A 24289-nucleotide genomic window follows, 5' to 3' on the forward strand; every position below is an offset into this window, starting at 1 on the left:
TCTCAAGATTAAGTGCGGTTTAACTTTTCTTCTTAATAAACGATAGCGGACATTTTAAGCTCTTAATTTACTGGCTCCGCGTTCCAGTTGTTTTGCCAAGCATTCTTTTGAAGCAATAATCTGTTTACCAAAACGTTTATATAAACGTTGTTTTAATTTTGCCAACCCTTTCACTTTAGCACTTTTTTCTGCCCCAAATAACTGCTTAATATGGAGTGTCACCTGACCAATCTCTTGTAAGGCTATACCTGTTTTGGTTTTTAATTCGTTTAATTGGAACGTGATTTTTTCCTGTACATGCTGTTCCAATCGTTGCGTTAATTCTGTCGTATCGGCGGTTTCATTTTGACACAACTGTTCAAATTCGGCGATTTCTGTACTGAAATCTAGCTGTAACCCTTGTTCCAGTTCAATTAATACTGCCGTGCCGTATTCCAATTGTGATGTTAATTGCTGTTGGCTTTGAACTAATTGATTTTGAATGGCTTCACTTTGCTCAATACATTCATTTAATGACTGTTTCATTTCTGTTTGTTGCTGCATGGCAGAGGCTTTTATTGAATCAATTCGTTGTTGAATTTGCTGCATAAGATCTGACATTGTTTGTACGTTTTCCATTTTCTTCTCCTTTGGGATTTTTAACCGCACTTAAGAAAAGTGCGGTCATTTTGTTACTTATTTTTTGATGATTTGTTTCACATCCACTTCTGTTTTATTCCATTCTTTATCGACTTTACCGATAATTTGAATGTTATCTTGAGGTGCTATTGTTTCACCATTCCATGCTTTTTTGCTGACTTCAATTTGAATTTCTTTTCCACTTGCGTCTTTAAATAAGAAATCCTTTTTACCAATTTGTTTTACAATTTGTCCGTCTAAACGAACTGGAGTGTCATCATTGGCATTTAATGCATCATCAACGGTTTTTACAATAACACTTTCATCGACAAAACCTTGTTGGGTGTTGTGCTTGTGACCATCATTAAATCCTTGTGCTATTGCGGTGTTATATACGGCAACAGAAGATAATGCGATAGCTGCAACAGTAAGTAATTTTTTCATAGTTTGTTCTCCTAAATAAGATAATCATAAAGTAAGTTGAAAGCTTTGCTTTCAGATGTATTAAATCATTCAAATCTTAATCTTTTCTTAAGTGATTAACATTTTTCAGATTTATTTATCGATTGGATTGTTTGCCTTTCGATGAGTGTATTTAAACAAGAGAATCTTAAGGAAAGATTAAGAGAGGTAAAAAAATGAAAAATTTTTGAAAATAAAAAATAGGGCGTTTAAGCCCTACTTTTATGAGAAAAATGCCCTGGAAATCTACCGCACTTTAGCCTGCTACTGCAGGTAAATAACCTGCTTGAATTAAGAATGGTACGATCATAATGATTACGCCAATTACTAAGGCTATCACTAAGGTTACGTTTCCACCGATTACACGATAAGGCAGATTTGGATTTGCTTGACGTGTTTTCCATGCGAGACCAATAGGTAAAATCAAGCAGTAGAACGCACAGAGTAAACCCGCATAGCTTAATGCAGCGATAAAGCCTTCAGGATAATACAAGGCAAATGCAAGTGGTGGCGTAAAGGCTGCAATGGTAAGTGTTAAACGGTTGTGTGGCAATTTGTAACGTTTAAATAAATCGCCTAAACCTTCAAATACCCCTAGCATCACACCAAGAAAAGAAGTGATTAATGCAAGTGCAGAGAACACACGTACGATTTCACCCATAATGTGGGAGTTCGTGATTTGACGAGTTGCATTGACCAAGCCGTTAAGGGTTGGATCCGCTTGTAATACTTGTATGAATTCATTTTGGCTTAATACACCGTGAGTCGCTAATTGCCACACTAAATAAGCTACAAGTGGAATTGCGGTACCAATTAAAATCGCTTTACGGAATTGAGTCACACTACCATCTAAATAGCTGTTTACGCTACCCATGATGATGTGGAAGCCAAAGGAGGTAAAGAAAATTGGCGCCGCAGAGATCACGAAAGCATAATTTAAAGGTAAGGCCATCAGGTTATCGACAGACACTTTGGGTAACATCATGAACAACACAAAAGCAAAGGCAATTAATTTACCGATGAACAGAATACGGGTGGCACCATCAACGCCTCTTGTACCTACAACCACAAAGGCACCGAGTACGACGGTAAATAAAATGATTGAAAGTTCGGAGGAAAGATTTTCAAAACCAAAAGCGGTTGGTAAACCCGATAATAATGAACCGCCCCCGGTGATATAGGCCGCAGAAAGGGCATAAAGTAAAATGAGCAAACTAAAGGTGGCTAAGACACGCCCAGTGATGCCGAAGTATTTCTCAGCGAGAGTCGCCACGCCATCATTCAAGCGATCGGCTGTTTGATAGACTTCAACAAAAAGTAAACCGCTGTAAACCAAAAGTGCCCATAAGCCGACTAATAAGAAAACGGTGTAACCAAAACCAATACCGGCAGAGGTTAATGGCATCGCAAGCATTCCTGCCCCGATGGTCGTGCCGGCAATGATCAAGGCACTGCCGAATGTTTTGTTTTTTAGCATAAAATTGTCCTCCGAGTATAAAATTGAAAAATGAGGTTAAAGCTGACCGCACTTTTCTTTGTAATGATAGCGGCAAACCGAAAGATAGGAGTCGTTTCCACCAATTTGGATTTGTTCCCCTTCCTTAATGACTTCACCTTGTTCATTTAAACGTAAAACGAAATTGGCTTTACGCCCACAATAACAGATTGTTTTTAATTCTTCTAGTTGATCTGCCCAAGCAAGTAAATACTTACTGCCTTCAAATAGCTCTGCTTGGAAGTCAGTACGCAAGCCATAACAAAGCACAGGAATCTTCAGTTTATCGACGACATCACTTAATTGATAGACTTGTTGTTTCGTTAAAAACTGGGCTTCATCAACCAAAACACAATGAATTTTTTCTTGTTGTAAATGTTGCCTCACTTCGGCAAAAAGGTCACTCGTTGACGTAAATAAATTGGCATCTTCATGAATACCAATACGTGACGTGACTTTGCCTAATCCAAAACGGTCATCAATGGCAGCCGTATAAACCATGGTGTTCATATTGCGTTCACGGTAGTTATAGGAAGACTGCAGCAACGTGGTTGATTTGCCCGCATTCATCGTAGAGTAGTAAAAATAGAGTTTTGCCATTATTTAATCACCCATTTCCAGAAATAATAGGCAATAAATCCTGCAACAGGCGGGCAGGCAGCTAGCATAAAGGTCCCGTAAGTTGCACCGCCGCCAACCATTTTTCCGGCAGCTGAAAGCGCATTAACGATATCGCCACTTGGTGTGGTAAAAATCCATCCACCGATAATCGCGAGCACTAAAAAACAAGCGATACCGGCTGCACGCATGGCTCTTACTTTAATCATATTTTCCATATTTTTTCCTTAAATTGCAGGGAGTTCTGTCATCGCCCAACGTGGTTTAACATCAATGGCGAGATCGCTATGCTGACCTTGTTTTAAGCGTAAAAAGCCTGTGTAGGCAATCATGGCACCGTTATCGGTACAAAATTGAGGTTGCGGATAAAATACTTCACCACCAAGATTTTTCATCATAGCGCCAAGGGTTTCACGTAATTTTTTGTTTGCACTCACCCCGCCAGCAATCACTAAACGCTTATAGCCGGTTTCTTTTAAGGCACGTTTACATTTAATTGCGAGCGTATCCACGACGGAATCTTGGAAGGCAAACGCAATATCCGCTTTGGTTTGTTCGGTTAATTCCCCTTCTTGTTTGATCGCCTGATTAATGGTGTTTGCTGCTGAGGTTTTTAAACCTGAAAAGCTAAAATCAAGACCAGGGCGATCCGTCATTGGTCGAGGAAATACAAAACGATCTGGCGCTCCTTTTTCGGCTAAACGTGAAAGTGCCGCACCACCAGGATAATCTAATCCTAATAATTTCGCGGTTTTATCAAAGGCCTCACCAGCCGCATCATCAATGGATTCGCCAATGACTTCATATTTCCCTACGCCATCAACGCGTACTAACTGTGTGTGTCCACCTGAAACTAGGAGAGCAATAAACGGAAAGTGCGGTCGATTTTCATCAAGCATTGGGGCAAGTAGATGACCTTCCATGTGGTGTACGCCAATAGCGGGCACATTCCAGGCATAAGCCAGTGAACGCGCGATCGTTGCGCCCACTAATAATGCCCCCACTAAACCTGGGCCACTTGTATAGGCGATACCATCAATTTGATCAGCGGTTAAATTAGCTTCTTCTAATGCTGCTTTAATTAATGGTGCTGTTTTGCGAATGTGATCGCGAGAAGCCAGTTCTGGCACCACACCGCCGTAATCCGCATGCAAGGCAATTTGCGTGTAGAGTTGATTAGCAATTAAGCCTTTGTCTTCATCATAAATCGCGACACCTGTTTCATCACAGGAGGTTTCGATCCCTAAAATACGCATTTTCTTCTCATTTTATTAAAAAAATTGGCAAAGATTTTACCTTGTTTAGCCCGCTTAAACCAGTTCAAACGCCAAATTTTCAGCAAATAGGCGATCTTTCCTTTGCTTTTGCAGGGAAGATCGATTAGAATTGCGTCCTTTATTGAATTTGCCGTTCATTCGGCAGTAATAAAAATTTAAAATTGCAATTAAATTAAACTCATTGAGGTGATTGGCTTATGCCTGTAATTAAAGTACGTGAAAACGAATCATTCGACGTAGCTTTACGTCGTTTCAAACGCTCTTGCGAAAAAGCTGGTATTTTAGCAGAAGTTCGCGCTCGTGAATTCTATGAAAAACCAACTACAATCCGTAAACGTGAAAAAGCAACTCTTGCTAAACGTCACGCTAAACGTAATGCTCGCGAAAACGCGCGCAATACCCGTTTATACTAATTTGTAGTATTTTCTAACTCGAGTTAAGACAAACCGTGAAACCTTTTGGGTATCACGGTTTTGTTGCTTTAAATTCATCGAAAAAAGTCACGCAAAATCAACCGCACTTTCGCATCGTATTCAAGGAGGCAAGGCAATGAAAGGCTCTATTCCACGCCAATTTATTGATGATCTGCTCACAAAATCGAATATTGTCGATGTGATTAATGCGCGTGTGAAACTCAAAAAAGCGGGACGAGATTATCAAGCTTGCTGTCCGTTTCATCACGAAAAAACACCCTCCTTTACGGTAAGTGAAAAAAAACAATTCTATTATTGCTTCGGCTGTGGCGCGAAAGGCAATGCGATTTCATTTTTAATGGATTATGACAAATTAGAATTTGTTGAAGCCGTTGAAGAACTTGCTGCTTCGGCAGGACTTGAAGTGCCTTATGAAAAACGCCCAAATCAATTCGGTAATAAACCGGATGTGAGCTATCAGACAAAACGTAATTTATACGATTTGATGCAAGAGATCGCGTTGTTTTATCAATCTCAACTCCCGCTAAATATTCCTGCTCAAAGCTATCTTCAGCAACGTGGTTTATCGCCCGAAATTATCGATCGTTTCCAAATCGGTTATGTGCCCAATGCGATGGATACGGTGTTGCGTCAATTCGGCAAAAATCGAGAAGAACAGAAAAAACTGTTTGATTTAGGTATGCTTTCTCGAAACGATCGTGGCAATGTGTACGATAAATTCCGTAATCGTATTATGTTTCCGATTCGGGATAAACGTGGTCGTACGGTTGCCTTTGGTGGACGTGTTTTAACGGATGAAAAACCCAAATATCTAAACTCACCCGAAACCATTACATACCATAAAGGAAATGAGCTTTATGGCTTGTATGAAGCCTTACAAATTAATGATGAGCCAGAAAAATTACTGGTGGTTGAAGGCTACATGGACGTGGTGGCATTGGCGCAATTTGGTGTCAATTATGCGGTGGCTTCTCTTGGGACATCAACGACATCGGAGCAAATTCAATTATTGTTTCGTTCAACAGAACAAGTCATTTGTTGCTACGATGGTGATAGAGCAGGGCGTGATGCCGCTTGGCGAGCACTTGAAAACGCCTTACCTTATCTGGAAGACGGACGACAAATTAAGTTTATTTTCTTGCCAGATGGAGAAGATCCGGATACTTATATTCGTCAATATGGTAAAGAAAAGTTTGAAGAATATATCGATCAAGCTCAGTCCCTCACAGAATTCTTATTCGCACATTTAAGTCCACAGGTGGATTTTTCGACGCAAGAAGGACGAGGCAAGCTAGTAGCGCTGGCGGCGCCTTTAATTCGTCAAATTCCTGGTGATATGCTGCGCCTTTCATTGCGAAATATGCTGGCACAAAAGCTTGGGATCTTTGATCAATCACAGCTTGAAAGTTTAATTCCAAATCAAATAGGCAAAGCCGAACCAAAACCTAAAACACCACAAAAAACCATTAAGAAAACGCCAATGCGTGTGGTGATTTCGCTGTTATTACAGAATTCACAGTTAGTGAATCGTATTTCGGATGTGGGGTTGCAAGCCTTAAAGCATGAGGCAGGCTACGAATTACTCGAAAAATTGACCGCACTTTGTCGTGAACGAGAAGGCATTACAACAGGGCAAATTTTAGAATATTTTCGTGATACAGAATTCAGTAAACCCCTTGAAATATTGGCGTCTTGGGATCATCTATTAGACGACTTAGAAATCATTAATGCATTCTCTCAAAACTATCGTCGATTGAATATTCAAGCAATTGAACGTGATATTGAGATGCTTATCGCCAAAGAAAGGGCGGAAGGCTTAACTGATCAAGAACGAGCAATTTTAGTGAATTTGCTCAAGGGAAAAGAAGAGCAGAAAAAACAGTTAGTTAATCCGTCATAACAATGGTAAAATGTCCTGTTTAAAACAAGGGCTTTTATCTTCTAAAAATAACGCAAAACGGGAATAAAAATGGAACAAAATCAACAATCTACCGCCGAGCAATATTCAGAACAAATTGAACAGCTTATGGAATTGGGTCGTACGCAAGGTTATTTAACCTATGCAGAGATTAATGACTTGCTTCCAGAAGATTTGATCGATCCAGAATATTACGATAAGTTGTTGCAAACTTTACAGCATGATGCTGGTATTCCGGTTCTGGATGAAGCACCGGAAAGTGACGAAATGATGTTGAATGACACGATTCCGGATGAAGATGCAGTGGAAGAAGCAACGCAGATTTTATCAAATGTGGAATCTGAAATCGGTCGTACAACCGATCCTGTGCGTATGTATATGCGTGAAATGGGAACGGTTGATCTTCTTACCCGTGAAGATGAAATCAGCATTGCAAAACGTATTGAAGAAGGGATTGACGAAGTTCAAACTGCTATTGCTGCGTACCCAGAAGCGTTAACTGAATTATTGGATAATTATGATCAAGTTGAAGCAGGAAATTATCGTTTAGCTGATTTAATTACCGGATTTGTGGATCCAAATATTGCCGCAGAAGAAGTCGTGAATGTTGATGAGAATTTTGCTGACGAAGAGGTGAGTGTTGGAGCCGCAGCAGATGTTGATGATGAGAGCGATGAGGAAGATGAAAGCGATAGCAGCTCAAGTTCTGATGACAGCGATTCTGATAATAGCATCGATCCTGAAGTAGCGCGTGAAAGATTTTCGGCATTAAGAGAGCAACACACTAAAACATTAGCAACTATTGCCAAACACGGACGCAGTGGTAAACGCGCAAAAGACCAAATTGCTCAACTTGCAGATATTTTTAAACAATTCCGTTTAGTGCCAAAACAATTTGATACACTTGTTTTATCAATGAAGAATATGATGAAACGTGTACGCGCAGAAGAGCGTCAACTACAAAAAGTATTAGTTGATATCGCAGGTATGCCAAAAGATGAATTTGAGGCACTGATTGTTGCAAATGGCAGCAGTGATGCATGGGTAGCAAAAGCATTAAAATCAACAAAAGCTTGGGCAAAACGCTTACCAAAATATGAAGAGCGTATTCGTTTATCTTTAGATAACCTAGCGAATATTGAGCAACATACGAATCTCACCATCCAACAAATGCGTGAGATTTGTGATGCGGTATCTCGTGGTGAACAAAAAGCTCGCCGTGCGAAAAAAGAAATGGTTGAAGCCAACTTACGTTTGGTCATTTCTATTGCGAAAAAATATACTAACCGAGGTTTACAATTCTTGGATTTAATTCAAGAAGGGAATATCGGTTTGATGAAGGCGGTAGATAAATTTGAATACCGTCGTGGTTATAAATTCTCCACCTATGCAACCTGGTGGATTCGTCAAGCAATTACGCGTTCCATTGCAGACCAAGCGCGTACAATCCGTATTCCGGTTCATATGATTGAAACGATTAACAAATTAAATCGTATTTCTCGTCAAATGCTACAAGAAATGGGCCGTGAGGCGACACCAGAAGAGCTTGCTGAACGCATGGGTATGCCAGAAGATAAAATTCGTAAAGTACTTAAAATTGCGAAAGAACCTATTTCTATGGAAACCCCAATTGGTGACGACGATGATTCACATTTAGGTGACTTCATTGAGGATTCAACCCTTGAATTGCCATTAGATTCTGCAACCGCACAAAGCTTAAAAGTAGCGACACATGAAGTGTTAGAAGGCTTAACCCCTCGTGAAGCGAAAGTGTTACGTATGCGATTTGGTATTGATATGAATACTGACCATACACTCGAAGAAGTGGGTAAACAGTTTGACGTAACCCGTGAGCGTATTCGTCAGATTGAAGCGAAAGCATTGCGTAAATTACGTCATCCAAGTCGTTCAGAAACATTGAGAAGTTTCTTAGATGAGTAATTATTCATTTATGTAAAAAAGAAAAGGCAGAAATATCTGCCTTTTTTATTTGATTAAATTTGGTTATTTACCGCGAAATCACATTCCTTTAAAATACGCGCTTTTCGTCATTCAAAAAAACAAAAAGGAACTTTATGGAAGAATCTCAAGAACTAGAAAAATTGCCGCGAGTGATTACCGGTGTATTAAAAGTAGTATTAAGTTTTTCACTTATTGCTTTGGCTTTAGTGTTGATTATTGCTTTAGCTAAAATCACGTACACTTTAGCGATTATGGTATTTAATACATCAAGCGTCGTGCCTTATGAAGTCGCTGAACAAGCCGTGATGTTTTTCTTATACTTCGGTTTTATTGGCCTTATTGTGCAATATTTTAAAAGTGGCTATCACTTTCCTTTGCGTTATTTTATTTACGCGGGGATTACCGCCATGTTGCGCCTGATTATTGTGAATCATGAAAGTTCAGTTGATACCATCTTATTCGCAGGCGCGATTTTAATTATGGTTATTGCACTTTGTTTAGTGTTGTATTCCAATAAAATTAAAATTTAAAAGTGCGGTCATTTTGACCGAGGTTTTGGAATGGATTATTCCGGCACAATCCATTCCACTGTCCAACTCCCCGTACCTTCCGGGACGAGTGTTTGAGTCAAATAAGGCAAAATAGCTTTCATTTGCTGTTCTAATTGCCAAGGTGGATTAATCACCACCATTCCACTTGCGGTCATACCACGTTGATCGCTATCAGGGCGAACAGCTAGTTCAATTTTCAATATTTTACGAATTCCCGTTGCTTCTAATCCTTTAAAAATGTGTTTTGTTTGTTGGCGTAGAACCACTGGATACCAAATGGCATAAGTACCTGTTGCAAAGCGTTTATAACCTTCTTCGATCGCTTTCACCACCAAATCATAATCCTCTTTTAATTCATAAGGCGGATCAATAAGCACTAAACCGCGGCGCTCTTTGGGAGGAAGCGTCGCTTTGAGTTGTTGGAAACCATTTTCTGATTTTGTCGTGATATTCTTGAATTCTTTAAAGTTATTCCGTAATAATGGAAAATCACTCGGATGTAATTCTGTCAGTAATGCACGATCTTGAGGACGCAATAATTGCGCGGCAATCATTGGTGAACCTGCATAATAGCGTAATTCTTTACCGCCATAATTGAGCTTTTTAATGAGAGCTACATAACGAGCCACCTCTTCAGGTAAATCTGTTTTTTCCCAGAGTCTGCCAATTCCTTCTTTGTATTCGCCGGTTTTTTCTGATTCATTAGAACTTAAACGATAACGACCAACACCAGAGTGGGTGTCGAGATAGTAAAAACCTTTTTCTTTTAGAGAAAGGTTTTCCAAAATCAACATTAATACAATGTGCTTCAATACATCAGCATGGTTGCCAGCGTGGAAACTGTGACGATAACTTAACATGGTTTGTCCTTTTGACGTAAAAAAGTGCGGTCAAAATTAACCGCACTTTTAGTATTTAAATCGTTAGAATAATTCTTCTGGTTGCGTTGCTGGAATCGCGTCTTTGGTTTTGCCTGTTCCACCATTTAAGCGTTGTTGCAACTCTGGTGGGACATAATAACCGCGCTCTTGCATTTCTGCAACATAAGTACGTTTAGGCTCAGTACCAACGATAAAGTATTCTTTACGACCACCACCTTCAGAAAGTAAACCCGAGTTACTATCAATAGTTTTTTCCATGATATTTGGTGGAAGTTCAAGTTGACGTTCTGGTATATCAGAAAGTGCAGCTTTCATATAAGCGACCCACGCAGGCATTGCGGTTTTTGCACCCGCTTCACCTTTACCTAATACGCGTTTGTTATCATCGAAACCAACATAGGTTGTGGTGACTAAGTTTGCACCAAAACCTGCATACCAAGCCACTTTCGCACTATTGGTGGTACCGGTTTTACCACCGATGTCACTACGTTTAATACTTTGAGCAATACGCCAGCTGGTACCTTTCCAACTAAGTCCTTGCTCACCATAAATCGCCGTATTTAATGCGCTACGGATTAAGAAGGCTAATTCGCCACTAATCACACGCGGTGCGTATTCTTGTTTCGCTGCACCATCTTTCGCATCCGCCATTAAATCAACAGAACCATCATTTAATGCAGATGTTTGAAGTTCTGGTAAGTCTGGTACATTGTCTGGTTGCTGATCTCCCTCACCTTCATCTGTATCGGTATTGCTATTACCTTTGGCTGATTTTAGCTTATCTGGATTAGCTACTTCTGCCACATCTTTAAAGCCATCAATTTTATCTTCAGTTTCACCATAAATTACAGGAATATCATTACAGGTGATACAAGCAATTTTTGGGTTCGCAATAAATAAATCTTTACCGGTATTGTCTTGAATTTTTTCGATAAGGTAAGGATCAATTAAGAAACCACCGTTATCAAATACCGCGTAAGCACGCGCCATTTCCAATGGCGTGAAGGATGCCGCACCTAATGCAAGCGCTTCACTGGCAAAATATTGATCACGTTTAAATCCAAAACGTTGTAAGAAATCAGCAGTGAAGCCAACACCTGCGGTTTGTAGTGCTCGGATTGCAATCATGTTTTTAGATTGACCTAACCCCACACGTAAACGCATTGGACCGTCATAACGATCAGGTGAGTTTTTCGGTTGCCACAAGGGTTGTCCTGGTTTTTGAATGGAGATAGGACTATCTTGCAATACGCTTGAAAGAGTTAAACCTTTTTCTAATGCCGCAGCATAGATAAATGGTTTAATCGAAGAACCCACTTGTACTAAAGATTGGGTTGCTCGGTTAAATTTACTTTGTTCGTAACTAAAACCACCCACCATGGCTTCAATTGCACCATTATCTGAGTTTAATGAAACTAATGCAGAGTTAGCCGCTGGAATTTGACCTAAAACCCATTCGCCGTTATCACGTTTACGAATCCAAATCTGTTCACCCACTTTAACGGGTGATTTACCTGCCCAACGCATTGCGTTTGAAGACAGCGTCATCGTTTCATTGTTAGCTAAAAGTAATTCCGCCCCATTTTTACCCAATGCGGTTACCGCTGCTGGAATAAAAGGTTCTGAATCAGGTAATTTTTTCAAGAAAGCGACAATGCGCTCGTTATCCCATACAGCTTCACCTTTTTTCCATAGTGGCGCGCCACCACGCCAGCCATGACGCATATCATAATCGATCAGGTTATTACGTACGGCTTTTTGTGCTTCGGCTTGATCTTTTGACAGTACAGTTGTAAAGACTTTATAACCTTTGGTGTAAGCATCTTCTTCACCAAAACGTTTCACCATTTCTTGACGAACCATTTCAGTTACATAGTCTGCACGGAATTCAAATTTTGCACCGTGATAACTCGCGACGATTGGCTCTTTGATGGCTGCATCATATTCTGCTTTGGTGATTTTGTTTTCATCCAACATACGACCTAATACCACATTACGGCGTTCTTCCGCACGTTTTGGTGAATATAATGGGTTCATTGTTGAAGGTGCTTTTGGTAAGCCTGCAATCACAGCCATTTCAGAGAGCGTTAATTCATCTAAGTTTTTACCAAAGTAGGTTTGTGCAGCGGCTGCGACACCATAAGAACGATAGCCTAAGAAAATTTTATTCAAATAAAGCTCTAAAATTTCCTGTTTGCTCAAGGTATTTTCAATTTCAACCGCTAATACCGCTTCACGTACTTTACGAATAAGTTTTTTTTCTGGGGTTAAGAAGAAGTTACGCGCAAGCTGTTGTGTAATGGTACTTGCACCTTGAGAGGCTCCACCATTGCTGACTGCAACATAAATTGCACGGGCAATACCAATTGGGTCTAAACCATGATGGTCATAAAAACGACTATCTTCCGTTGCTAAGAAAGCATCTTGCAAACGTTGAGGCACGTTTTCTAATTTCACCGGAATACGGCGTTGTTCACCCACTTCACCGATTAATTTTCCATCAGCCGTATAGATTTGCATTGGTTGCTGCAATTCAACGGTTTTTAAGCTTTCTACCGACGGTAAGGAGGATTTTAAGTGAAAATAAAACACTCCACCGGCAACTAACCCCAGTATACATATCGTAAATAGGGTACTTAATATTAATTTTGCGATCCGCATCGTAAAATTCTCTCTGGTTTAATGAATATTCAAAAAATCAAAATTATGATTTTGGCTGCTAAGTATAAAAGATTAATCCCTTAAAGAATAGGAAAGAATATGGGAATAGCCAATAGAAAGCAGCAAAAACTACAAATTGGTGTGAGTAAACAACAAGATAACCTCTATTTTGTTTGGCTAGATGAATTACACAAAGTTCAATCAATTTGTTTAAATACGCAACAAAAAGATATTTTTTCCCAGTTATTGCCTCATTTGCCACAAAAAAACAGTCAATGCTGTTTTGTTGGCGCCATTTCGCCCCACTTAACTTGGTCTAAAACACTTATTCTACCACAAACACTCAATGCCCAGGAATGTGAACAACAATGTCGTTTTATTTTGCAAAAAGAATTACCGATTCCTTTGGATGAATTATGGTTTGATTATCTGACCACGCCATTAAAACAAGGTTTTCGTTTGGATATAACGGCGATTCGACAAGAAAGCGCCAATGCTGAATTAGCAAAATATTTACCGTTAAAATTGACCGCACTTGATTTACTGAATCACAGTATTTTACGTTCATTTTATGCCATTTTAGGTCAAGAGCCGATTAACACCTTATTTTTATATCAAGATCAACAAGGGTGTCTCGCCGTTTGTGAACGCTTACAACAACGACAAGTTTTGCAATCTCAAAGTGATTTATCTGAGCTTTATCAACAATTTATCCAGCGTTTTCCTGAAACGATAGAACAGATTTATGTGTATCAAACGCCCGATATGTTGAATTCAGACACCATCGAATTACAGCCTAAGGATTGGCAGCGTATCGAAACAGATCTTCCTTTCATTGCTTTAGGTAATGCACTTTGGCAAACCGATTTAAAGCTAGTGGATTTATCTTTAAAACTGCCCGTACTTTCGCCTCCAATTAATCGGGAGAGTGGTGATGTTTAGCCTTAATTTATTACCTTGGCGCTTAGAACAACATCAAAAGGCCTTTCGTCGTTTTATGTGGCAAGGTTTCATTTGGCTAGCTTGCTCAGTTTTGATTGTCATTGGATTGAACCAACTCAATGAACAACAAGGGCAAGCCCTAAGTCAGACAAAAGAAAAACTGACACAAATAACTCATCAAGTCCATCAGAAACGCATTCAGGTTCAGCAACTACAAAGTAGTCTGAAAGAAATGAATGAGCTGACAGAAATGGGTACAGAATATGTGTATCGCTTGCTTAATTTATTAAGTGAGCTGCCATTAAAACAGGGCGAGTTAGATGAATTTACGCTCAATGCTAAGCAAATTGTCCTTTCAGGCATGACAGAAAGCCAACAAGAGTTTGAGGAGATACATCAATTTCTCAAACGCCATTTTACAGAGGTTAACTTAACTAAGTTTCAGCCAGTGCAACAGCAGTTATTTTTTCAATTTGATATTCATTTATCGGAGTCTGTGCAATGAGGAACTTTATCAATGAGCTTGTTCAAAAAAGTGCACAAAGTTGGTTTGGGAGATGGCTTCGATTACCTCAAATAGTCCATGCAGCCTTTTGGTTGAGTGCATTAAGTGCGGTCATTTTTTTACCTGTTTTTCGTTACGTTGAAAATAGCAACGAACGACATCGACTTGACGCAGAATTGAGTTTGCAGCAGCAAGAGTGGGAGAAACAGGAAAAGATTTTACAAACTTTAAGGCAAAAGTCAGACAGCCGACAACTTTCTCCTGAACTAGCTAATTCGGTGTTGCCGATTAATCAGCATGTACAGGCGCTGTTAAATGGGCGACTTCGAGCGTTGGATTTACGTTGGGATTTTTCTCAACATACTTTGTTGCATTTGTCGTTACAAGGCTATTTTGTCGATTTACAGCAATTTTTGACCGCACTTTTAAACAATGTTCCTACACTTTCTTTAACTCAATTAAACATTGAGAAATTAGATGAAGAGGAAAATGCCTCTATTACATGCGAGTTAATTTTCCAACTGAATAAGGACAAATAATGAAAAAGTTCTTCTTAATCTTGATAGCGTTTTTTTCTGTATCAGCATTTTCGCAAGATCCTTTTGATCGTAAACAAAGAGAACAAACCGAATATCCAAAAGAGGGGCTTACCCTACCGCCGGTGTCGACTTGCGTATATTCGGAGCCGAGACTGGCGGAGGAACGCCCATTGGCTCAGCTACATATTGTGGGAGTCGTGCAATACGGTAAACAGGCAGAAGTGTTATTTAATGATGATGGGCATATTCTTTCTGCTCAAGTCGGGCAGAGGATTGGAAAAGAAGGCTATTTAATCGAAAAAGTGAGTAAAAACAGCGTGATGCTTCAAGGTTATAAAGTAGGGCAATGTGAACAAACAACCTCAATCATAATGAGATTTTAAAATGGTAAAGCAGAAAATAAAAACAAAGTGCGGTCAGTTTTTAATGTGTTTTTTGATCCTATGGACAACTTACTCAGCGGCAGAAAATCGCATATTTTCACTTCGCTTAAAACAGGCGCCAATGGTGGCGACACTCCAGCAACTTGCTCTTGAGCAAAATACCAATTTAATGATTGATGATGAATTAGAAGGAACACTTTCATTACAATTAGATAGCGTCGATTTTGATCGTTTATTGCGTTCTGTCGCAAAAATCAAAGGGCTCTCTTTTTATCAAGAAAAGGATATTTATTATTTGGGTAAGCCTTCTCAACATGAACAATATGCAGAGAAAATGGTAGAACCGATGACGATTAGCGGAGAAAGTTTGCCTAGTGAAACACCACTTGTGAGTGCAACGGTTAAACTGCATTTTGCCAAGGCCGCTGATGTGATGAAATCGTTAACAACAGGGAGTGGTTCTTTGCTTTCACCTAGCGGCACAATTACATTTGATGACCGAAGCAATGTGTTACTGATTCAGGATGATGCACGTTCTGTCAAAAATATTAAAAAATTGATTGCAGAGCTGGATAAACCCATTGAGCAAATTGTCATTGAAGCACGTATTGTGACGATTACCGATGAAAGCCTAAAAGAATTAGGTGTGCGTTGGGGTATTTTTAATCCTACTGAGGCTGCTCATCGAGTGAGTGGCAGTCTAGATGCGAATGGCTTTAGTAATATCGGTGATAATTTAAACGTGAATTTTGCGACAACGGTCACGCCAGCTGGCTCATTAGCACTTCAAGTGGCTAAAATTAATGGTCGATTATTAGATTTAGAATTGACCGCACTTGAACGTGAAAATAACGTAGAAATTATTGCAAGCCCTCGTTTACTCACAACTAATAAGAAAAGCGCAAGCATTAAACAAGGGACAGAAATTCCTTATGTAGTGACAAATGGTAAAAATGATACACAGTCAGTAGAGTTTCGCGAGGCAGTCTTAGGATTGGAAGTCACACCACATATTTCGAAGGATAATAATATTTTATTGGATTTATTAGTCAGTCAAAATTCCCCGGGAAATCGCGTGGCTTACGGGCAAAATGAAGTGGTGTCCATTGATAAACAAGAAATTAATACACAAGTTTTTGCCAAAGATGGCGAAACAATTGTATTGGGAGGGGTATTCCACGACACAATCACGAAAGGTATCGATAAAGTACCATTATTGGGCGATATTCCCGGTATTAAGCGTCTATTTAGTAAGGAAAGTGAACGACATCAAAAACGCGAACTCGTTATTTTTGTGACCCCTCATATTTTGAAACAAGGTGAAAGAATGGAAATGGCTAAGAAAGAAAAGCATTTTAAGCAAGTTGAAAAAGTGAAAAAATAAAGTGCGGTCAATTTCTCTTATGTTTTCCTATTTTTTTCAGTTTAGTTGTGTGCATTGTAAGCGATCTATTCATTTAGGTCGAAATGGATTGTGTAGTCGATGTCAGAAACAAATTAAAACTTTCCCTTATTGTGGGCGATGTGGTTCACCTTTGCAGTATTATGCAATGGGCTGTGGCCATTGTTTGAGAAATGAACCCGCTTGGGATCGTATTGTGATTATCGGGCATTACATAGAACCGCTTTCTTCACTTATTCATCGTTTTAAATTCCAAAAACAGTTCTGGTTAGATCGCAGTTTATCGCGTTTGCTTTATCTTGCGGTGCGAGAGGCGAGACGAACACATGGGCTCTCTCTGCCACAGGCGATTATTCCGGTGCCGTTATATCATTTTCGGCAGTGGCAACGGGGTTATAATCAGGCGGATTTATTGGCTAACTGGTTGAGCCGTTGGTGTGATGTGCCTAACTGTCATCATGTGGTGAAACGGATTAAACATACTCATACTCAACGAGGCTTAACCGCAAAAGATCGGCGACAGAACCTTAAAAATGCTTTTGCTGTGAATACCCAAAAGCCCTTTCCTTATGAGCGAGTTGCCTTGGTAGATGATGTGATTACAACTGGTTCAACGTTAGCAGAGATAGCCAAACAGCTTCGAAAATTAGGTGTAAAAGAAATACAAGTATGGGGCTTAGCGAGAGCTTAAATTTTTAAAGATAGGATTTATCTATATCTATAAAAATAGGAATAAATGTAGAAAAAATTGCCGCATAGGAGTATCATTCTTGATATATTGCATCAAGTATTAGGATTTTATTTATGGAACAAATTTTTATTTCAGATGCTGCACAAGCACATTTTCGGAAACTTTTAGATACACAAGAAGAAGGTACAAATATTCGTATTTTTGTCGTGAACCCTGGTACCCCTGGAGCTGAATGTGGCGTGTCTTACTGTCCGCCAAATTCAGTTGAAGCGACTGATACCGAAATGAAATACGATACTTTTTCAGCATTTGTGGATGAAATCAGTTTACCGTTTTTAGAGGATGCGGAAATTGATTATGTAACAGAAGAGCTCGGTGCTCAATTGACTTTAAAAGCGCCTAACGCAAAAATGCGTAAAGTTGCAGATGATGCGCCTTTAATTGAGCGCGTAGAGTACGTGATTCAAACACAAATTAACCCACAATTAGCCAGCCATGGCGGTAAAATCACGTTAATTGAAATTACTGATGATGGTTATGCTGTTCTACAATTCGGTGGTGGCTGTAACGGTTGTTCAATGGTTGATGTAACCTTAAAAGATGGTGTAGAGAAACAATTGGTCGCACTTTTCCCAAATGAACTAAAAGGTGCACGAGATGTAACAGAACACCAACGTGGTGAACATTCTTATTATTAAGCATAGAAGATAAATAAGGGCGAATTATTCGCCCTTTTATTTTTTAAGCGGCAGATAATTTCTGTAACAACCGATCCATCGCTCGATATCCTAGTGCTTCTGCTAAATGGGGTTGTAGTATCTCTTTTTCGCCATTCAAATCGGCAATTGTACGTGAGACTTTTAAAATCCGATGATAGGCTCTTACTGAAAGTCCGAGTTTATTTAAAGCATTCTCTAAAAATTGTGCATCTTTATCTTGTAATTTACAGTCTCGTTCAATTTCTTTGCTTGAAAGATATGCATTAATTTTACCGGCTCGAGCAAGTTGAATCGCTCTCACTTTTAATACTTTTTCTCTTACTTGTTGGCTGGTTTCACCTCTATCCCCTGTATTTTGTAGACTACCTTGCGGCAGAAGAGGCACTTCAATGGATAGATCAAAGCGATCTAAAAATGGTCCTGAAAGGCGATTTAAATAACGCATCACTTGTTGTGGCGAGGTACGATTATGTGTTCCGGTATAATGCCCCGTTGGACTTGGATTCATCGCCGCAACGAGTTGAAAGCGAGCAGGAAATTGGATTTTTGCATTGGCACGCGAAATAATAATTTCTCCACTTTCTAAGGGTTGTCGTAGAGCGTCCAGTACTTTACGCTCAAATTCAGGTAGCTCATCAAGAAAAAGTACACCATTATGTGCGAGCGATATTTCGCCTGGTTTTGGAATGGTTCCTCCACCCACTAATGCAGGCAAAGAAGCACTATGATGTGGCGCTCGAAATGGACGTTGTTTCCAGTTCTGAAAATTTAATTCATTTTGTACTAAGCTTGTGACCGAAGCGGTTTCAATGGCTTCTAAATCAGTCATTTCTGGGAGTAATGCAGTGAGACGACTTGCCAACATAGTTTTACCTGTCCCTGGTGGGCCTAAAAAGAGCAGATTATGTTGACCTGCAGCCGCAATTGTTAGGACTCGTTTAGCATGTTGCTGACCAATAATATCCGTCAAATCTAAGTGATTTTTAGCTGAAAATCCGACCGAACTTTCTTGTGCAAGTAATGAAGCCAAAGGTAATTTTTCTTGATTATTTAAGAATTGCACGACTTCCAAAAGGTTTTTAGCAAAATAAGTCTCTTGCTCTGAGACAAGTGACGCCTCATTAGCATTTTGATAAGCGATAATGGGGGCTCGTTTCGCTCTTTGTGCCGCTAAAATGGCGGGGATCACGCCATGTACACCACGTAATTCACCTGTTAATGCGAGTTCGCCAACGAATTCAAATTGTTTTAAACGGCTATCGTCGAGTTGATCCGATGCAGCTAAAATACCTATTGCAATAGGTAAATCAAATCTCCCTCCTTCTTTGGGTAAATCAGCTGGTGCAAGGTTGACGGTGATGCGTTTAGCAGGATATTTGAACTGGGCATTCATTAACGCACTTCTGACACGATCTTGCGCTTCTTTTACAGTTTTTTCGGGTAGACCAACTAAGGTAAATCCAGGCTTCCCGTTACTTAAATGTACTTCAATCGTAACAAGAGGGGCTTGTACACCCATCGATGCACGGCTGTAAACAATAGCAAGAGACATTCAGATTCCTTAAAGTGCGGTCAAAAATAATCAGATTTTCGCACTATAAAAAAAGCACAGAATGAAATCATCCATCCAGTGCTTTTTTTGCGATCTTGATCGCAGAAATTATTTTTTCTTGATAAAAAACTACACGAAAAGTGGTGCAAACCAACTATCTAATTTAGCCGCTAATTTATCAATACCAATTTTATTTTGTGCAGAAAAGGCTTCGACTTGAATATCGCCTTGAAATGGCAAAATCGCTTCACGTACCATTTTGACTTGTTTGCTACGCGCACTTTGACTGAGTTTATCCGCCTTGGTTAAAAGTAACATAACCGGTAAATCAGCAGAAACGGCCCATTCGATCATTTGCTGATCGAGATCTTTTAACGGATGACGAATATCCATCAGAACAACAAGCCCGCCTAAACATTCCCGTTTTTGCAAATATTCCCCGAGGGATTTTTGCCACTCGATTTTCATTTTCTCGGGAACCGCAGCATAGCCATAACCGGGTAAGTCTACCAGTTTACAATTAGGCTCTACTTCAAAAAGGTTGATGAGCTGTGTCCGACCAGGGGTTTTAGAAGTTCGAGCTAAGCTTTTCTGATTGGTTAATGCATTAAGTGCGGTTGATTTTCCTGCATTTGAACGCCCTGCAAACGCAATTTCAATCCCTGTATCTTCTGGGATGGAACGAATATTGGGGGCGCTCGTAAGAAAATGCGTTTTATGATAATTCAGTTTAATTTCAGACATAATTGTTCCTTTCATTAATTGCGCCTAGCATATCACAAATAGAAAAATTGCTGAAATTATGCGAGAATGCGCGCTTTGCATTGATTTAAAGCATCTTTAATTATTTTTTACTATGGAATCTCAAGAGAATCAATATCGCTGGCCAAAAGCGGAAGCCGTTTATCCCGATAGACCAGGGCGTTCTTATGCGCTTAAGCGCCTACGTTATCGTCTTCGTTCTTTTTTACATCGAGGATCAATTGCTCATTTTGAGCAATTTATTAATCAGCATCCTTTTCTTGTCACATTATTAAATGAATATGTGGATTATAGCTATCCATTAGTTTATCGTTTTTTAGATAAACGTTTTAATAGCAAACAGCGTTTCGAAGCTATCTGCGACAATCTACTTTTTTTACCTGAAAAATTGACCGCACTTTCAGCCCCCATTTATAAAACGCCATTAAGTTTTGGTGAGGTAATTCCTGATTTTGAAATGACATTATCGATGACTACACATCAACCGATGGAAGGTTATTGGGTATTGGAGTTATGGCATAAACCACGTAATGAATTAGTGTATTTGCTTACTTTTGCCAAACTTGGTGAGGCATTGCTTATTTCTGTGGTGCAGGGACCCAATTTTGAAGGTTCCAAAGAGATGGTGAAGCAACTCACAAAAACGTGTCATGGTTTACGCCCTGCTTATTTGATGGTGGAAACGATGAAAGCATTGACGAAAGCATTAGGCTTTAATCAATTGTTAGGTATTCCACAAAAATATCAAAATAAATCGCGTTTTATTCAAAGTTCACATTATGTCGTAGATTATGATGCGATTTTTGTTGAATCAGGAGGACAGTTGAAGGACTATTGGGAATTACCTTTAGAGATAGATAGAAATCTTGATGAGGTACCGAGTAAGAAACGCTCAATGTATCGCAAACGTTATGCGATGCTAGATGATTTGGCTAAAGTAATCGAAGAAAAGCTAGAATTGTAAAAGTAAAAAGTGCGGTGAATTTTGACCGCACTTTTTGTTTTTATAAGACCTTTAAACAAGCCACAAAATGGCTGTTGTTTTGGCTAGTGAAAGGTGGTTTTTGTTTCGCACAATTTTCATCGGCTTTTAGACAGCGAGTACGGAACACGCAACCGGACGGCGGATTAATTGGCGAAGGCAAATCACCTTCAAGTAATTCGATGGACTTATTGCGTTCCAATTTTGGATCGGGAATTGGAACTGCAGACATTAAGGCTTTGGTATAAGGATGTTTGGTATTGTTATATACCTCCTCATCACTGCCTAATTCCATTGCATTGCCTAAATACATCACTAACACACGGTCAGAAATGTGTTTTACCACTGCTAAATCATGGGCGATGAAAATTAAGGAAAGCCCCATTTCTTTTTGTAGGGATTTCAATAAATTTACCACTTGAGCCTGAATCGATACATCTAACGCAGAAACGGGCTCATCACAAATGATCATTTTCGGCTCAATGATTAAAGCACGAGCAATACCGATACGCTGACATTGTCCACCAGAAAACTCATGCGGATAGCGGTTAATCAAGTTCGGTAAAAGCCCGACTTTCAACATCATTGCTTGCACTTTTTCTTTCACTTCTGCAGCACTTAAGTGCGGTTGGTAGATCTTTAATGGCTCAGCAATGATTTCGCCAATATTCATTCGCGGATTGAGAGAGGCGAGCGGGTCTTGGAAAATCATTTGAATGTCTTTACGCGTTTCTTTCCATTGTTTTGCTGATTGTTTTCGTAAATTTTTACCAAGCCACAAGATTTCCCCTTCACTTGCTTCGACTAAACCGATAATAGCACGTGCAAGTGTGGATTTACCGCAACCGGATTCACCCACTACACCGAGAGTTTCACCTGCGTAAAGTTTAAAAGAGACATCCTTCACCGCTTTTAAGGTTTGCGGTTTGGCGAAGAAAAGGGATTTCTCATTTTTAATTTTAAAACTAACGCCTAAGTGATTGACTTCAAGAAGTAATTCTTTGTTGTTCGAGACTGTCATAGGTTAAATTTCTCCGCAGGTAACCAACAATTACGTAATTGACTGTGATTAAATGTAGTCAGTTTTGGCGCAGTTTGGCATTGTTCGGTAGCAAATTGGCAACGTGGTGAGAATGGACAACCTTTTGGCAAATGCAATAAATTCGGTGGATTGCCAGGAATAGTTACTAAGTGTTCTTCATTGCCATCTAAGCGAGGAATTGCATCCATTAAGCCAATAGAATAAGGATGAGTTGGATGATAGAAAATTTGTTCTGCAGTGCCGTATTCCATGGTTCGTCCAGCATACATCACCATAACTTGATCGCAAATACCCGCTACCACGCCCAAATCGTGAGTGATCATGATGATGGCAGTGTTAAATTCACGTTTTAACTCATTTAATAAGGTCATGATTTGCGCTTGAACGGTCACATCCAAAGCGGTTGTTGGTTCATCGGCAATGAGTAGTTTTGGTCGGCATAATAAGGCCATCGCGATCATCACCCGTTGACGCATACCACCTGAAAATTCGTGAGGATACATACCCATGCGTTTTTTGGCTTCCGGCATTTTAACTGCATCTAACATTTTCACGGATTCAGCAAAGGCAGTTTGTTTATCATAGCCTTTGTGTAATTGTAGTACTTCCATGAGTTGTTCACCGATTTTCATGTAAGGGTTGAGTGATGTCATCGGATCTTGGAAAATCATGGAAATTTGTTCGGCACGGATTTTATTCAACTCAGCATTCGGTAAATTAACTAATTCTTTCCCTTCAAAAATAGCTGAACCTTCGACTTCACCGTTGGCTGCCAATAAACCCATTAAAGCAAAGGCTGTTTGTGACTTGCCTGAGCCACTTTCGCCTACGATGCCGAGCGTGCTCCCCGCATTGAGCGTGAAGTTTAAGTCATTCACCGCTGTGACGACACCATCCGGTGTTTTGAAGCGAACGTAGAGATTTTTTACATCTAATAAAGGATTCATATTCGCTCCTATCTATCTTTCGGATCGAGTGCATCACGCAACCCGTCACCGATAAAGTTAAAACAAAATAGGGTAAGGCAAAGGAAAAATGCCGGGAAAATTAATAACCAAGGCGACACTTCCATTTGCGCAGCACCATCACTTAAGAGTGCACCCCAGCTACTCATCGGTTCTTGAGTCCCTAATCCTAAGAAGCTTAAGAATGATTCAAATAGAATGAGCCCAGGTACTTCAAGCGAGGCATAAACTGCCACTAAGCCTAATACATTCGGAATAATGTGTTTCAAAATGATTTGGCGACGAGGTACGCCACAAACGATGGCAGCTTCGACGAATTCTTTATTTTTCAGGCTGAGCGTTTGTCCGCGTACGATACGTGCAAGGCCAAGCCAAGCAATGGCCCCGATAGCGATAAAAATTAAGAAAATGTTTTGGCCAAAAAGAGTCACCAACAAAATCACGAAAAACATGAATGGAAATGAGCTGAGAATCTCTAAAAAACGCATCATTAACATATCTGTTTTACCGCCTACATAACCGGAAATCGCCCCATAAATTGTGCCGATAGTCACGGAAATGAAGGCACCAGCAATACCGACCAATAAGGAAATGCGTCCACCGATAGCAGTGCGTACCAACAAGTCTCGACCCGAGGCATCAGTACCGAAGAAGTGATAGCCTTCCATTGTTGGTGCGGTGCTCATCATATTCCAATCGGTATCTTCATAGGTAAATGGGAAGAACCAAGGTGCTACGGTAATAAATATAATAATAAACGCCAAAATAATCAGACTGGCAACGGCCGCTTTGTTGCGGAAAAAACGGCGTTTCGCATCTTGCCATAGACTGCGGCCTTCCAGTTGCATTTCTTCAATACGGTCAGCCACTTGTTCCACAAAATCCGCATTTTTCTGATTAATCGGCTGAGTACGATAATCTGTCATAA

At 39.8% G+C, this 24289-nt stretch carries 24 protein-coding genes and 2 pseudogenes; 12 read left to right on the top strand and 14 right to left on the bottom strand.

What is annotated here, in order from left to right; all coding sequences use genetic code 11:
* Nucleotides 1-54 precede the first annotated feature (54 nt).
* The 6 genes from PARA_RS03995 to tsaD all read right to left on the bottom strand — a co-directional run bounded on the left by PARA_RS03995 (nt 55) and on the right by tsaD (nt 4449).
* Nucleotides 55-618, bottom strand: a complete 564-nt coding sequence (locus tag PARA_RS03995; RefSeq protein WP_014064643.1) for a hypothetical protein — start codon at nt 616-618, stop codon at nt 55-57.
* 57 nt (nt 619-675) lie between these two features.
* On the bottom strand, nt 676-1062 hold the full coding sequence (locus PARA_RS04000) for a YgiW/YdeI family stress tolerance OB fold protein (protein WP_005694737.1): 387 nt from the start codon (nt 1060-1062) through the stop codon (nt 676-678).
* 274 nt (nt 1063-1336) lie between these two features.
* Nucleotides 1337-2557 (bottom strand): aromatic amino acid transport family protein, encoded by a 1221-nt coding sequence (locus tag PARA_RS04005; RefSeq protein WP_014064644.1) that lies wholly within the window; start codon nt 2555-2557, stop codon nt 1337-1339.
* A gap of 36 nt (nt 2558-2593) precedes the next feature.
* Nucleotides 2594-3175 (bottom strand): thymidine kinase, encoded by a 582-nt coding sequence (locus PARA_RS04010; RefSeq protein ID WP_014064645.1) that lies wholly within the window; start codon nt 3173-3175, stop codon nt 2594-2596.
* Nucleotides 3175-3411: a hypothetical protein gene (locus PARA_RS04015; protein WP_014064646.1), complete on the bottom strand. Its 237-nt coding sequence runs from the start codon at nt 3409-3411 to the stop codon at nt 3175-3177. The genes PARA_RS04010 and PARA_RS04015 overlap by 1 nt, the downstream gene beginning before the upstream one ends.
* A gap of 9 nt (nt 3412-3420) precedes the next feature.
* Nucleotides 3421-4449: a tRNA (adenosine(37)-N6)-threonylcarbamoyltransferase complex transferase subunit TsaD gene (gene tsaD, locus PARA_RS04020; protein ID WP_014064647.1), complete on the bottom strand. Its 1029-nt coding sequence runs from the start codon at nt 4447-4449 to the stop codon at nt 3421-3423.
* Nucleotides 4450-4667: 218 nt separating this feature from the next.
* Here tsaD and rpsU point away from each other — a divergent pair, with 218 nt between their 5' ends.
* The 4 genes from rpsU to psiE all read left to right on the top strand — a co-directional run bounded on the left by rpsU (nt 4668) and on the right by psiE (nt 9314).
* Entirely contained in the window at nt 4668-4883 is a 216-nt protein-coding gene (gene rpsU, locus PARA_RS04025) for a 30S ribosomal protein S21 (RefSeq protein WP_005694732.1), read from the top strand.
* A gap of 136 nt (nt 4884-5019) precedes the next feature.
* Nucleotides 5020-6804 (top strand): DNA primase, encoded by a 1785-nt coding sequence (gene dnaG / locus PARA_RS04030; protein WP_014064648.1) that lies wholly within the window; start codon nt 5020-5022, stop codon nt 6802-6804.
* Between the two features lie 69 nt (nt 6805-6873).
* Entirely contained in the window at nt 6874-8763 is a 1890-nt protein-coding gene (rpoD, locus tag PARA_RS04035) for an RNA polymerase sigma factor RpoD (RefSeq protein WP_014064649.1), read from the top strand.
* Nucleotides 8764-8897: 134 nt separating this feature from the next.
* Nucleotides 8898-9314, top strand: coding sequence for a phosphate-starvation-inducible protein PsiE (gene psiE, locus PARA_RS04040; RefSeq protein WP_014064650.1), 417 nt, complete (start codon nt 8898-8900; stop codon nt 9312-9314).
* A 35-nt stretch (nt 9315-9349) separates the two neighbouring features.
* On the opposite strand, the gene PARA_RS04045 is transcribed toward psiE, so the two are convergent.
* From PARA_RS04045 to PARA_RS04050, 3 genes and pseudogenes are all read right to left on the bottom strand, one after another.
* Nucleotides 9350-10195 (bottom strand): 23S rRNA (adenine(2030)-N(6))-methyltransferase RlmJ, encoded by an 846-nt coding sequence (locus tag PARA_RS04045; RefSeq protein ID WP_014064651.1) that lies wholly within the window; start codon nt 10193-10195, stop codon nt 9350-9352.
* 63 nt (nt 10196-10258) lie between these two features.
* Nucleotides 10259-10951 (bottom strand): annotated as a pseudogene (locus PARA_RS10515) (penicillin-binding protein 1A); the annotation flags it as partial.
* A gap of 75 nt (nt 10952-11026) precedes the next feature.
* Nucleotides 11027-12877, bottom strand: a pseudogene (locus PARA_RS04050) (penicillin-binding protein 1A); the annotation flags it as partial.
* Between the two features lie 99 nt (nt 12878-12976).
* Here PARA_RS04050 and PARA_RS04055 point away from each other — a divergent pair.
* The 7 genes from PARA_RS04055 (at nt 12977) to nfuA (ending at nt 18037) form a co-directional block, all read left to right on the top strand.
* Nucleotides 12977-13819 (top strand): hypothetical protein, encoded by an 843-nt coding sequence (locus PARA_RS04055; protein ID WP_014064653.1) that lies wholly within the window; start codon nt 12977-12979, stop codon nt 13817-13819.
* The gene (locus PARA_RS04060) at nt 13812-14324 is read left to right on the top strand and encodes a hypothetical protein (RefSeq protein WP_014064654.1); all 513 of its coding nucleotides are present in this window, start codon (nt 13812-13814) and stop codon (nt 14322-14324) included. Before PARA_RS04055 ends, PARA_RS04060 begins: the two co-directional genes overlap by 8 nt.
* Nucleotides 14321-14863 (top strand): hypothetical protein, encoded by a 543-nt coding sequence (locus PARA_RS04065; protein ID WP_014064655.1) that lies wholly within the window; start codon nt 14321-14323, stop codon nt 14861-14863. Before PARA_RS04060 ends, PARA_RS04065 begins: the two co-directional genes overlap by 4 nt.
* On the top strand, nt 14863-15246 hold the full coding sequence (locus tag PARA_RS04070) for a pilus assembly protein PilP (RefSeq protein ID WP_014064656.1): 384 nt from the start codon (nt 14863-14865) through the stop codon (nt 15244-15246). The genes PARA_RS04065 and PARA_RS04070 overlap by 1 nt, the downstream gene beginning before the upstream one ends.
* Before the next feature lies 1 nt (nt 15247).
* Nucleotides 15248-16630, top strand: a complete 1383-nt coding sequence (gene pilQ, locus PARA_RS04075; protein WP_014064657.1) for a type IV pilus secretin PilQ — start codon at nt 15248-15250, stop codon at nt 16628-16630.
* Between the two features lie 19 nt (nt 16631-16649).
* Nucleotides 16650-17339 carry a ComF family protein gene (locus PARA_RS04080; protein WP_014064658.1) on the top strand — a complete coding sequence of 230 codons (690 nt, stop codon included), beginning with the start codon at nt 16650-16652 and terminating at the stop codon, nt 17337-17339.
* Nucleotides 17340-17452: 113 nt separating this feature from the next.
* A complete protein-coding gene (gene nfuA / locus PARA_RS04085; RefSeq protein ID WP_014064659.1) occupies nt 17453-18037 on the top strand; it encodes a Fe-S biogenesis protein NfuA in 585 nt (194 codons plus the stop codon).
* Nucleotides 18038-18080: 43 nt separating this feature from the next.
* Here nfuA and PARA_RS04090 read toward each other — a convergent pair whose 3' ends face one another.
* Both PARA_RS04090 and yihA read right to left on the bottom strand, forming a co-directional pair.
* On the bottom strand, nt 18081-19610 hold the full coding sequence (locus PARA_RS04090; RefSeq protein ID WP_014064660.1) for a YifB family Mg chelatase-like AAA ATPase: 1530 nt from the start codon (nt 19608-19610) through the stop codon (nt 18081-18083).
* A gap of 129 nt (nt 19611-19739) precedes the next feature.
* The gene (yihA, locus tag PARA_RS04095; RefSeq protein ID WP_014064661.1) at nt 19740-20354 is read right to left on the bottom strand and encodes a ribosome biogenesis GTP-binding protein YihA/YsxC; all 615 of its coding nucleotides are present in this window, start codon (nt 20352-20354) and stop codon (nt 19740-19742) included.
* Between the two features lie 112 nt (nt 20355-20466).
* Between yihA and PARA_RS04100 the strand changes: the two genes are divergently transcribed.
* Entirely contained in the window at nt 20467-21336 is an 870-nt protein-coding gene (locus tag PARA_RS04100) for a VirK/YbjX family protein (protein WP_014064662.1), read from the top strand.
* 40 nt (nt 21337-21376) lie between these two features.
* Here the strand turns inward: PARA_RS04100 and oppF are convergent, their stop codons facing one another.
* From oppF to oppC, 3 genes are read right to left on the bottom strand one after another with little or no spacing between them, the layout of a single operon-like run.
* The gene (oppF, locus tag PARA_RS04105) at nt 21377-22375 is read right to left on the bottom strand and encodes a murein tripeptide/oligopeptide ABC transporter ATP binding protein OppF (protein WP_014064663.1); all 999 of its coding nucleotides are present in this window, start codon (nt 22373-22375) and stop codon (nt 21377-21379) included.
* Nucleotides 22372-23343, bottom strand: a complete 972-nt coding sequence (locus tag PARA_RS04110) for an ABC transporter ATP-binding protein (RefSeq protein WP_014064664.1) — start codon at nt 23341-23343, stop codon at nt 22372-22374. Before PARA_RS04110 ends, oppF begins: the two co-directional genes overlap by 4 nt.
* 8 nt (nt 23344-23351) lie before the next feature.
* On the bottom strand, nt 23352-24287 hold the full coding sequence (gene oppC, locus PARA_RS04115) for an oligopeptide ABC transporter permease OppC (RefSeq protein ID WP_014064665.1): 936 nt from the start codon (nt 24285-24287) through the stop codon (nt 23352-23354).
* Between the last annotated feature and the right edge of the window lie 2 nt (nt 24288-24289).

It is taken from the genome of Haemophilus parainfluenzae T3T1, assembly GCF_000210895.1.
GTDB lineage: Bacteria > Pseudomonadota > Gammaproteobacteria > Enterobacterales > Pasteurellaceae > Haemophilus_D > Haemophilus_D parainfluenzae_A.

Coding starts and splice junctions, on each gene's coding strand:
- PARA_RS04005 (WP_014064644.1), bottom strand. CDS start 2,557: ATGCTAAAAAACAAAACATTCGGCAGTGCCTTGATCATTGCCGGCACG.
- rpsU (WP_005694732.1), top strand. CDS start 4,668: ATGCCTGTAATTAAAGTACGTGAAAACGAATCATTCGACGTAGCTTTA.
- rpoD (WP_014064649.1), top strand. CDS start 6,874: ATGGAACAAAATCAACAATCTACCGCCGAGCAATATTCAGAACAAATT.
- PARA_RS04060 (WP_014064654.1), top strand. CDS start 13,812: ATGTTTAGCCTTAATTTATTACCTTGGCGCTTAGAACAACATCAAAAG.
- PARA_RS04045 (WP_014064651.1), bottom strand. CDS start 10,195: ATGTTAAGTTATCGTCACAGTTTCCACGCTGGCAACCATGCTGATGTA.
- PARA_RS04055 (WP_014064653.1), top strand. CDS start 12,977: ATGGGAATAGCCAATAGAAAGCAGCAAAAACTACAAATTGGTGTGAGT.
- PARA_RS04110 (WP_014064664.1), bottom strand. CDS start 23,343: ATGAATCCTTTATTAGATGTAAAAAATCTCTACGTTCGCTTCAAAACA.
- nfuA (WP_014064659.1), top strand. CDS start 17,453: ATGGAACAAATTTTTATTTCAGATGCTGCACAAGCACATTTTCGGAAA.
- oppF (WP_014064663.1), bottom strand. CDS start 22,375: ATGACAGTCTCGAACAACAAAGAATTACTTCTTGAAGTCAATCACTTA.
- PARA_RS03995 (WP_014064643.1), bottom strand. CDS start 618: ATGGAAAACGTACAAACAATGTCAGATCTTATGCAGCAAATTCAACAA.
- PARA_RS04015 (WP_014064646.1), bottom strand. CDS start 3,411: ATGGAAAATATGATTAAAGTAAGAGCCATGCGTGCAGCCGGTATCGCT.
- pilQ (WP_014064657.1), top strand. CDS start 15,248: ATGGTAAAGCAGAAAATAAAAACAAAGTGCGGTCAGTTTTTAATGTGT.
- PARA_RS04090 (WP_014064660.1), bottom strand. CDS start 19,610: ATGTCTCTTGCTATTGTTTACAGCCGTGCATCGATGGGTGTACAAGCC.
- PARA_RS04010 (WP_014064645.1), bottom strand. CDS start 3,175: ATGGCAAAACTCTATTTTTACTACTCTACGATGAATGCGGGCAAATCA.
- PARA_RS04080 (WP_014064658.1), top strand. CDS start 16,650: ATGTTTTCCTATTTTTTTCAGTTTAGTTGTGTGCATTGTAAGCGATCT.
- psiE (WP_014064650.1), top strand. CDS start 8,898: ATGGAAGAATCTCAAGAACTAGAAAAATTGCCGCGAGTGATTACCGGT.
- PARA_RS04000 (WP_005694737.1), bottom strand. CDS start 1,062: ATGAAAAAATTACTTACTGTTGCAGCTATCGCATTATCTTCTGTTGCC.
- PARA_RS04070 (WP_014064656.1), top strand. CDS start 14,863: ATGAAAAAGTTCTTCTTAATCTTGATAGCGTTTTTTTCTGTATCAGCA.
- tsaD (WP_014064647.1), bottom strand. CDS start 4,449: ATGCGTATTTTAGGGATCGAAACCTCCTGTGATGAAACAGGTGTCGCG.
- PARA_RS04065 (WP_014064655.1), top strand. CDS start 14,321: ATGAGGAACTTTATCAATGAGCTTGTTCAAAAAAGTGCACAAAGTTGG.
- yihA (WP_014064661.1), bottom strand. CDS start 20,354: ATGTCTGAAATTAAACTGAATTATCATAAAACGCATTTTCTTACGAGC.
- dnaG (WP_014064648.1), top strand. CDS start 5,020: ATGAAAGGCTCTATTCCACGCCAATTTATTGATGATCTGCTCACAAAA.
- PARA_RS04100 (WP_014064662.1), top strand. CDS start 20,467: ATGGAATCTCAAGAGAATCAATATCGCTGGCCAAAAGCGGAAGCCGTT.
- oppC (WP_014064665.1), bottom strand. CDS start 24,287: ATGACAGATTATCGTACTCAGCCGATTAATCAGAAAAATGCGGATTTT.